Raw genomic sequence first — 9,790 nt, forward strand, 5'->3', positions numbered from 1 at the left:
CATTGATTTGACCTGCGAAATAGAGGTTCTCGACGCGCTTCGTCTCGAGTGTTGGAAGCAGCTGTGTTGGTGGACAGTAATCGTATTCTACCGCATATCCTGGACGGATAATTTCTGCTTTTTCCATCCCAGCAATCGAGTGGATAAAGTCGAGTTGGACATCATAAGGGAGAGAGGTCGAGACGCCATTGATGTAGCACTCTAGGCTGTGGCGACCTTCAGGTTCGATGAACACCTGATGGCGTTCTTTATCAGCGAACTTTACGACCTTGTCTTCAATCGATGGACAATAACGAGGGCCTACAGATTCAATCTTGCCGGAATACATCGGAGACTGATGAAGGTTGTTTGCTATGATGTCGTGCGTTTTTTGATTGGTATAGGTGATCCACATTGGGACTTGTTCCACGTGGAACGCTGGTTCACCAAATGGGTTGAGTGTGAATATGTCATTAGGGTCACGTTTGATGGTGTGGGCCATGTAGGAAAAGTGAGGCACTGCTGCGTCGCCATCTTGGCGCTCACACTTGGAGTAGTCTACTGATCGACCATTAATACGACAGGGTGTTCCTGTTTTGAATCGATCAATTTCAAATCCTAGATCCTTGAGGCTGTCGCTGACTGTGGAAATTCCATCCCCCATACGACCACCTATTTCATTCTTCAGGCCAACATGCATGAGACCACGCATGAAGGTTCCAGCTGAAAGCACCACGGATTTAGCGAGGATTTTCATTTGAAGGTTGGTACGTATACCATAGACCTTATCGTGTTGTACCAAGATTTCAGCCACGTTCCCTTGGTGGAGGTCGAGGTTTTCTTGCCCCTCGATGATGCGTTTCATACGGAATTGGTATGCTTTTTTGTCGCACTGAGCACGAGGGGCTCTTACGCTAGGCCCCTTGGTTGCATTAAGCATTCTGAATTGAATGGCAGTGGCATCAGTGTTGAGGCCCATGGCTCCACCGAGAGCATCTATTTCACGTACTATATGCCCCTTGGCTAATCCTCCAATTGCTGGGTTGCAGGACATCGCACCAATGGTATCGAGGTTCTGAGTGAGCATCGCAACGGAGCAGCCCAGTCGGGCAGCGGCCAGTGCAGCTTCTACACCAGCGTGACCAGCACCAATGACTAGGACATCGTATTCTTTCGGGTAGTGGAACATAGGTGCTGGAACTTACTACTGCGTCTTAGGAAGGCAAGCAGGGATTCCCAGAGTTGCATGTTCCACGTGGAACATGATGAATATGTTTCATGGTATTAATAAAATAGAAATTACTAAGACAGGATTAGCACTTGCGGGAAGTTCTAATAGCAGCTAAAGGCTAGAAAAACATCTTATTCGGCAGCAAAGATTTAGCACTAACTATTTAGTTACTATGGCAACTACTACAGATTACTCTCAGGCACCTATCAACAAGCAGCTTACTGCGGATGATAAGATAGACCTCTACAGACAGCTCGCGCGTATTCGTCGTTTTGAGCAGGCAACACAGAAGCCATATTCCCAGGGTAAAATGGGAGGATTTCTCCATCTCTACATTGGACAAGAATCTGTGGCAGTTGGAACAATCTCACTATGTGGAGCACACGATCACGTAATCACGGCCTACCGTTGTCACGCGCATGCTTTAGCTTGTGGCATGAGCATGGATGAATGCATGGCTGAACTTTTCGGTAAAGCTACTGGTTGCTCCAAGGGTAAAGGTGGTTCAATGCATTTCTTTGCACCTGATAAGAATTTCTGGGGCGGACACGGAATTGTCGGTGGTCAGACACCACTCGGACTGGGGTTAGCTTTTGGTGAGAAATACAAAGGTAACAAAGGAGCTTGTCTCTGTTATATGGGGGATGGAGCAATCAACCAAGGAGCTTTCCATGAATCACTCAACATTGCTGAGCTTCACAATGTGCCAGTGGTCTACATCATTGAGAACAACGGCTACTCAATGGGAACGAGTCAGAGTCGTTCATCTGCTTACAAAAATACTTTGGCACAACGTGCTGAAGCCTACGATATGGCGTGGGACACAGTGGATGGGGAAAACATCTACGAAGTTCGCGCTAAGACTCAGGAGGCGCTTGAGCGTGCTCACGAGCAAAGTAAGCCAACAGTTCTCGAAATCTTTACCTATCGTTACTACGGTCACTCTGTAGCAGATGCGAATCACAAGAAATACCGCACACCTGAAGAGATCGAAGACTACAAGAAGAATCACGATCCAGTTCTTCTCTGGCGCGCGCAAATTATAGCGGAAGGGCTTCTTACTGATGAAGAAGCGACGGCTATTGATAAAGAAGCGAGAAAAGCCGCCGCCGCCGCAGTAAAATTCGCTGAGGCCTCCCCTTACCCAACAATCGATTCAGTTTTTGAAGACGTCTACTGGGAGGTGGATAATAATACTGAAGCGGGTAACACCGGGCGCCACTTCTTCAACGACTAATTCCCTTTCACCTATAACAATTTAACCATTCTTTAAAATGAGAGAAATCGAATACAGAGAGGCACTCAACGAAGCTTTTGATGAGGAGCTTGCACGCGATGAGAACGTCGTACTTATGGGTGAAGAAGTTGCCCAATACAATGGAGCCTACAAGGTCACTAAAGGGCTTTGGGACAAATGGGGCGACAAGCGCGTCATGGACATGCCAATCTCTGAAGCAGGCTTCATTGGTATGGGTGTGGGTGCATCTATGCTAGGTGTGCGTCCCGTGATGGAGCTTATGTTCTGGTCATTCCATTCCGTAGCTTTCGACCAATTGGTCAACAATGCAGCAAACGTACGCTTCATGTCTGGAGGTCTGTGCCATTGCCCAATCGTGATGCGTGGCCCAGCAAACGGCGGTACTAACGTCGGTGCTACCCACTCACACACACCCGAAGGCTTGTTTGCTGCCTTCCCAGGCCTCAAAGTCGTATCCCCTGCTACAGCAGCGGATGCTAAAGGGCTAATGAAGTCTGCGATCCGTGACAATGACCCTGTCTATGTCATGGAAAGTACACTTCTCTACGGGGTCAAAGGACCTGTTCCAGATCCAGCTGACGGTGATTTCACCATTCCTCTCGGTGTGGCTGATGTCAAACGTGAAGGCGCAGATGTGTCCCTTATAGCACACGGTCAAAGCGTTCTCGTAGCTCTCTCTGCAGCTGAGATCCTTCAATCTGAGCACGGTATCAATGCTGAAGTGGTTGATCTTCGATCTATTCGTCCGCTTGACCAAGACACGATTATAAACTCTGTAAAGAAGACTAATCGTGCAGTTATCGTGGATGAGTCCAAGCCATTTTGTGGAGTTTCAGCACAGTTGATCACTCTGATCCAGGAATATGCATTTGATGATCTCGATGCCCCTATCAAGCGTGTGTGTTCACTGGATGCCCCTGCTATCTACTCACCGGCTGTTGAGCCTGAGCAGCTCCCGACATCAGCTAAGGTTGTCAAAGCTGTTTTGAGCATTTCGTAGAGTTTTGAACTCTTTCTTCCAAGGGCGGCTCTCAGGAGTCGTCCTTTTCTATATATTTAAGTCATCATATTATTATTTGCATGATATGTAGTGATAATTCAGAATGGGTAACTGAATTTTTCTGTAAAATTTATTTGTAAGATTCGATAAGCAAACTAACATTCGTGCTTATCTATGAAAACCGCACTTAAAATCCTAGCCACCGCTATGGTAGCAATGTTCTTCTCCTCCTGCAGCCAGCAGGCAATGTACTATGATGCCAGTGGTAACATAGTTTCTTCTACTGAATCTCTCAGTGCTGAGGGAAAAAATGTGGCTCCTCCGGTAGTTGAGTCAAAGCCTAAGAGAAAATGGTTCTGCTGTCCAGAAGACCAAAAGCCTAAAGCGAAAGTAGCTAAGGTGCGTAAGCCACGTGTTAAGAAAGCTAAAGCACAAGGCTGCACGAGCTGCCTCTCAGTATTCTGTCCTGAGCCAGGATGCTGTGGAACAGTAGGTGACGGTGTGCTATCACGCGCTACTATGCAAGGTGGTACTGGTGAGCCTCAGTTAGGCCTTATTCCGACCATGAAGACGCTTGCTCCTGAGCTTTAAAAGCTCACAATACGTTTAATTTTTCTAAAGAAAAACCCGCTAGGCATCAGTCTAGCGGGTTTTTTTTTGTATAAATTGTCTTCAAGCATACGAATTGTGGCACAAAAGATAGATATTCCTCTTGCCCATTACGAGAGTTTGAGTGAAATATGGGCACCGCAATAATTGCGGTGATCATTTTTAAGAATTTAGTTATGCCTATTAATATCGAAATGCCAAAGCTCTCAGACACGATGACTGAGGGCACACTTGTCTCTTGGCGCAAACAGGCGGGGGACACCGTCGAAATCGGCGATATCATTGCTGAGATCGAAACTGACAAAGCGACCATGGAGATGGAAGCATTTGACGAAGGCACCATCGTTGAAATTGTAGTTCAAGAGGGGACTAAAGCACCTGTTGGAGCTGTTCTTGCTGTCATAGCAGAAGAAGACGAAGATGTTTCCGTTGCTACACCCGCTACCGCACCCGCTGCCGCATCAGTGACAAAAGCGCCAGCCGTTCCTGCTCCTGTAACCGCGGCAGTTCCAACTCCCACTGTGGCAGCAGATGGCTCACGTCTTCGTGTTTCTCCACTCGCCCGCAAGGTTGCAGTAGAAAAAGGTGTCGATCTAACAACTGTTCAGGGCTCAGGTCCTAGTGGCCGTATTGTTAAGGCTGACGTTGAGTCAGCCAAAGCCGCACCCGCACCCGCACCATCCGCCCCGGCACCAAGTGCAGCTCCGGTGGCAGCCGCTGCTGCGCCACAAGGTATTCTTCCAACGGTTGGAGCAGACGACAAAGTCACTCCACTTTCTGGCATGCGTAAAATCATCGCCGAGCGTCTTCTTACGTCTAAGCAAACTATCCCACACTTCTACTTACACGTAGAATGTGACGCAGCGCCACTTATGGCATTACGTAAGCAGATCAATGCCCAGACAGAACAAACTGGTGGTAATAAGTATTCGGTTAACGATTTTGTAGTGAAGGCTATGATCAATAGCTGTGAGGAAGTTCCAGCTGTCAATGCCGCCTACAATGGCGACAGTATCGTAGAATTTGCCAATGTTGGTATTTCTGTAGCGATTGCAGTAGAGGACGGCCTAGTGACTCCAGTAGTCAAAACAGCACAGAACAAGTCACTTCTCGAGATTTCACAAGAAATTAAAGGCATGGCAAAGCGTGCTCGCGATAAGAAGCTTCTACCTAACGAGTTTGATGGTGGAACAATCACTATCTCTAATCTAGGCGCATGGGGGGTAGAGAGCTTTGATGCGATCGTGAACCCGCCGCAGGCGGCGATCGTCAGTGTTGGTGGCATTATTGAAAAAGCAGTTTCTATCAAAGGTGAGATCAAATCAGGCTTACGTATGAACATTGGCCTCAGCTGTGACCACCGCGTGGTTGATGGCGCAGTTGCCGCTACTTACCTCAATGCGGTGAAAAAATTCATCGAGCAACCAAGTTTGATGCTTCTGTAATTTTTCAACGTAAAATTTTATCCAATGGCGTGTATCATAATGGTGCATGCCATTTTTTTTAGTGAGCAGGGGGAGTGGAATGGGCTAAAACTCCTTGAATAATTTAGAAACTGTGTCCACTCGTGAGAAGTTCGATGATCAGGTGGCGCTGAAAAATTACAGCTAAGGTTATTAGACTAGCTGTGGTGGCTCCAATCAGAATGGGCACCCAAAACTTATGGTATTTATTTTGCAAGGGGTCTGAGAGCAATATAGCGTGATATTTGACAGTGAATATTTCCCTGTGGGCTCTTTCTTTAAGAAGGAAAAAACAGATGATGCCGACCAGAGTTCCCAAGGGGACAAAAAACATCATGACGATGGCTGCAAAACGAGCTGGCGTGCGCGACCAAGGCTCGTAGTTACGCATACCCCAACCCAGCAGGACAAAGACGACACTCACAATCAGTGTGCAAAAACTCATGAATTGTAGCAGGAGGTGATCAATGTCGGTGGAGAGCTTAAGAAACACAAGTGTTAGGACAGCAACAAAGCTTCCGCTGAAGAGATAAATCCATGCGACGGCCTGCACGCAAATCTCATCCTGTGAGTAGTAATTTCGAAGTTCTAAATCACTCATTTCAGATGTGTCGCGTGCTGACTGTTCTGGCGATTGATAGATACTTTTAGTCTCCATTGGAGAATAGCATGAGTAATTAATCTATAAGAATCAATGGTACATATGTTTGAAGAGGTTAAGATTATCGAAGCTTGAAAAAAAGTCACCAAGAGAGGTTGACCGCTGCAAATACATCCTTTAAATCAAAATCAACGCGCACAACAACGCACTAAAAATTATGGCTGCCTGGGGAACTAAAACATTTGAAGAAGATACTGCTAACGACTGGATTCAGGAGCTTATTGACTCTGAAGACGCACGTGAATTTCTCATTGAATCGCTTACTACCGATCCTGGCTATATTGAAGTGGATCAAGCGGCTTTAGTTCTAGCGGCGAGTGAAACTCTGATCGCTTTGCTTGATGAACCTCGTGCTGGTGTTCCAGGTGAGTTGGTTGACTGGGTTGGTGACAATGAATGTGACGATGTGAGTGACCTTCCTGAAGTTGCTCTTCCAGCTCTAGCTAGAGTGTTGGGTGATGAATCTGAACTGCGTGAAATTTGGTCCGATTCTGAAGATTTCGACGAATGGCTTGAGAATGTTGAGGCCATACGGGAAGTCATTGCACAAATGGCGCAACTCTAAATTATACGTTCAAAATTTTTTTAAAGACTGTCTTAGTGAGTGACTAATAGGGTCTTCCTGGTGTAATAGGGCTAAAAGGTCATGGTTGGTATTCCTTGGATTCAAACTGAAAGTGCAACGGTTCTATTGAAAGGCGGCTCAGTTGCTGTTTAGCTTAACACTCGTTCTATCGATCAAAACTGAAGCAGTACCAAATGTCATAGGCAGATTCAAAGTTCTAAAGAATATTCCCTAATAGGTTTAGGCTGATTCGCTACGCTGCTATTCTTTGGTTCAATACTGCCGGACTCAGGGCTTCCAGTATTTTCCTTGGCCGTCCGTTGAGCTCTGACTCAACGAACTTAAGATCCTTTCCTGTGGTTGTAGCAAAGCTGCTGCTTTTCGAGTAGTATTGCCGCACTTGGCCGCTAAGTTTTTCAACACCGCCTTTTTCCCAACTAGGATAGGAGGCGCAAAAATAACCTGCGGCTTCGCGTTCCTGGCAGAGCCTCACATGTCCTGCAAATTCAAGACCGTTATCATTGCCGAGGGTCACCACTCGATAAGCCTTTCACTTCTTGATGATTGCCCAGGCTGCGGAGGCACTGGTCTCATTCTCTAGATTACTCAACCATCTCGTTCATAGTTATTTAGGATAAAACGACCCCCTTAGCTTACTGCAATCGAATGCTATTACCTGTCTCCACAACGAGGTCTAGCGTCAACGATTGCGGGGCGCTCGTTCAAGCCTCTTCTATTCGGTATTTTGCTTCGCCTTGTGCCGAGTCTACATCGATAGCGGCTCTTTCCATTTATGCATAGTTACTTACATAAGTTTCCACCCGTTTTCTGGTCTTCTGCTAAGTAGCGATAGACAGTTTCCTGGCTGACTTTTTGTTCTACTTGTTTGAGTGCTATAGTGAATTCAACTTGGTTTTTCCTGCTCTATTCATGCGGTAGATTACTCTATACTCAGCCTCTCGGAGTTGATGGTATTTTGGTTTCATTGCTTTTTGGTAAAAAATACTAAACACCACTTTCTTTAACAACTAACTAGATCTGCGAACTTCCACGTTGAACCAGCGCCCTTTAGATCTCTAGACGTTTTACCTTTTGCAATGCGGTTTTGCATGTTTGATTAACTAGTATGAAGGAGCAACTCCTCGAAAACCCTGTATTCAATATGGCTGCTGAGCAATTTGATCGCACAGCAGATTTTCTTAATCTGTCGAATGATGTGCGAGAGCGCTGCAAGTGGCCTAAGCGTTTGCTTACAGTTAGCATTCCGATTAAGCGCGACACTGGAGAGACTGAGGTCTTTTTTGGTTACCGTGTTCAGCACCATTTAACACGAGGCCCAGTTAAAGGTGGCTTGAGATTCCACCCGAATGTGGAGCTAGGTGAAGTAGCGGCCTTAGCGATGTGGATGAACTGGAAGTGCGCTTTGATGGGCTTACCATTTGGTGGAGGTAAAGGAGGGGTGACCTGTGATCCGCGTAATATGAGCGAGTCTGAATTAGAGAATATGACCCGGCGCTACACTGCGGAGATGCTTCCATTTATAGGACCTGAGACAGATGTGATGGCACCCGATATGGGGACCAACGAGCAAGTGATGGCATGGATGTTAGATGTTTATTCCAGTCATGCGGGGCATTTGGTACCAAGTGTTGTCACAGGTAAACCAGTGAACCTGCAAGGTTCGGAAGGACGAACTGCAGCTACTGGACATGGCGTTGCATTTTTAGCGACACGAGCTCTAACAAAGTGTAAAATTCTGCATGAAAAAGCGACAGCTATCATTCAAGGTTTTGGTAACGTGGGTTATCACGCAGCTCTGACAATGGAGAGGTTTGGAGTGACGATCATTGGTATTTCAGATGTGACAGGAGCTGTCTACAATTCAGAGGGAATAAACGTGAGAGCTCTGAGTGATCATGTGGCTGAGAGCGGGGGGGTGAAGGGCTTTTTAGCATCTGATGCAATAGATCCTAATGACCTCTTAGTGCAAGAGTGTGACGTGCTGGTCCCAGCCGCCTTGGAGCGTGTCATTACAGTCGAGAATGCTCGTGACCTAAAGTGCAAAGTACTTGCTGAAGCGGCGAACGGTCCTACAACGATTGGAGCTGATGCAATTCTGGAAAAGAGAGATGATATTTTCTTGGTTCCCGATATCCTGTGTAACGCTGGCGGTGTGACGGTTTCTTACTTCGAATGGGTACAGAATTTACAACGTTTTCAGTGGAGTGAGCAAGAGGTGCTGACTAAGCTAGACACAATGATGGCTAAAGCATTTGATCGCGTGATAGCATTTGCTCAACGAAACGAACTGCCACATCGAGTGGCTGCTCTGGCACTCGGCATTAAAGAGGTGGCCGATGTTAAAAAACAAAGAGGACTATTCCCGTGATATCAAATTCAGTACGCTTTCATAGCTTCGGTAAGGCCGAAGAGGTGGCTCACCTCGAGCCAATCGATCTCCCAATTCTCGAGGATGGCCAGCTCTTAGTAAAGATGCTGGCAACTCCGCTCAATCCTGCGGACATCAATTTCATACAAGGGAACTACGGGGTCAAACCTCAGCTGCCAGCCTCACCAGGAATTGAAGGGTGTGCAGAGGTTTTAGTGAGCAAAGCTGAGGGCTTTGCTACTGGCGATAAAGTGATTTTTATCGAGCGTGTGGGCACTTGGCAGAGCCATCTAGTCTGCGAAGCTGAGAAAGCACTGCGTATACCCACTGAGATTGCTCCAGAACAGGCTGCAATGCTCAAGGTGAACCCTGCAACAGCCTGGAAGATACTGCACGCTTACGCCGAGCTGAAGCCTGGTGACTGGGTCATTCAAAACGCGGCAAACTCTGGAGTCGGGCAGTGCTTGATCCAAATTGCGAAATTACTAGGCCTCCGGACGATCAATACGGTTCGTCGCGAGGGGCTCGAATCTGAGTTGAAAGCACTGGGAGCTGATCATGTCTTGTTAGATAATGGAGACCTCGTCGCAAAGGTCCGCGAGATCTGTGGTGACAATCTACCAAAGCTAGCTTCT

10 protein-coding genes are annotated in these 9,790 nt (G+C 46.9%); 7 read left to right on the plus strand and 3 right to left on the minus strand.

Features of this window, described 5'->3' with window-relative positions; all coding sequences use genetic code 11:
• Positions 1 to 1,168 (minus strand): tRNA uridine-5-carboxymethylaminomethyl(34) synthesis enzyme MnmG (gene mnmG, locus ABGY95_RS12125; RefSeq protein WP_347441943.1); only part of this gene is annotated, 1,168 nt, incomplete at its 3' end.
• Positions 1,169 to 1,382: 214 nt separating this feature from the next.
• Between mnmG and pdhA the strand changes: the two genes are divergently transcribed.
• The 4 genes from pdhA to ABGY95_RS12145 all read left to right on the plus strand — a co-directional run bounded on the left by pdhA (position 1,383) and on the right by ABGY95_RS12145 (position 5,522).
• Positions 1,383 to 2,447, plus strand: a complete 1,065-nt coding sequence (pdhA, locus tag ABGY95_RS12130) for a pyruvate dehydrogenase (acetyl-transferring) E1 component subunit alpha (RefSeq protein ID WP_347441944.1) — start codon at positions 1,383 to 1,385, stop codon at positions 2,445 to 2,447.
• Positions 2,448 to 2,484: 37 nt separating this feature from the next.
• Positions 2,485 to 3,468, plus strand: a complete 984-nt coding sequence (locus ABGY95_RS12135) for an alpha-ketoacid dehydrogenase subunit beta (protein WP_347441945.1) — start codon at positions 2,485 to 2,487, stop codon at positions 3,466 to 3,468.
• Between the two features lie 174 nt (positions 3,469 to 3,642).
• Positions 3,643 to 4,059, plus strand: a complete 417-nt coding sequence (locus tag ABGY95_RS12140; protein ID WP_347441946.1) for a hypothetical protein — start codon at positions 3,643 to 3,645, stop codon at positions 4,057 to 4,059.
• Between the two features lie 194 nt (positions 4,060 to 4,253).
• Positions 4,254 to 5,522, plus strand: a complete 1,269-nt coding sequence (locus tag ABGY95_RS12145; protein WP_347441947.1) for a pyruvate dehydrogenase complex dihydrolipoamide acetyltransferase — start codon at positions 4,254 to 4,256, stop codon at positions 5,520 to 5,522.
• 103 nt (positions 5,523 to 5,625) lie between these two features.
• On the opposite strand, the gene ABGY95_RS12150 is transcribed toward ABGY95_RS12145, so the two are convergent.
• Positions 5,626 to 6,198 (minus strand): hypothetical protein, encoded by a 573-nt coding sequence (locus ABGY95_RS12150; protein WP_347441948.1) that lies wholly within the window; start codon positions 6,196 to 6,198, stop codon positions 5,626 to 5,628.
• A 160-nt stretch (positions 6,199 to 6,358) separates the two neighbouring features.
• Here ABGY95_RS12150 and ABGY95_RS12155 point away from each other — a divergent pair, with 160 nt between their 5' ends.
• On the plus strand, positions 6,359 to 6,766 hold the full coding sequence (locus ABGY95_RS12155) for a DUF4259 domain-containing protein (protein ID WP_347441949.1): 408 nt from the start codon (positions 6,359 to 6,361) through the stop codon (positions 6,764 to 6,766).
• A gap of 253 nt (positions 6,767 to 7,019) precedes the next feature.
• On the opposite strand, the gene ABGY95_RS12160 is transcribed toward ABGY95_RS12155, so the two are convergent.
• Entirely contained in the window at positions 7,020 to 7,301 is a 282-nt protein-coding gene (locus ABGY95_RS12160; protein WP_347441950.1) for a hypothetical protein, read from the minus strand.
• Positions 7,302 to 7,892: 591 nt separating this feature from the next.
• Between ABGY95_RS12160 and ABGY95_RS12165 the strand changes: the two genes are divergently transcribed.
• Together ABGY95_RS12165 and ABGY95_RS12170 are read left to right on the plus strand one after the other, a co-directional pair.
• Complete coding sequence (locus tag ABGY95_RS12165) at positions 7,893 to 9,155, plus strand: Glu/Leu/Phe/Val dehydrogenase (RefSeq protein WP_347441951.1); 1,263 nt, start codon at positions 7,893 to 7,895, stop codon at positions 9,153 to 9,155.
• On the plus strand, positions 9,152 to 9,790 hold a 639-nt coding region (locus tag ABGY95_RS12170; protein ID WP_347441952.1), incomplete at its 3' end, for a zinc-dependent alcohol dehydrogenase family protein. The genes ABGY95_RS12165 and ABGY95_RS12170, both read left to right, overlap by 4 nt.

The organism is Rubritalea sp. (assembly GCF_039830215.1).
GTDB lineage: Bacteria > Verrucomicrobiota > Verrucomicrobiia > Verrucomicrobiales > Akkermansiaceae > Rubritalea.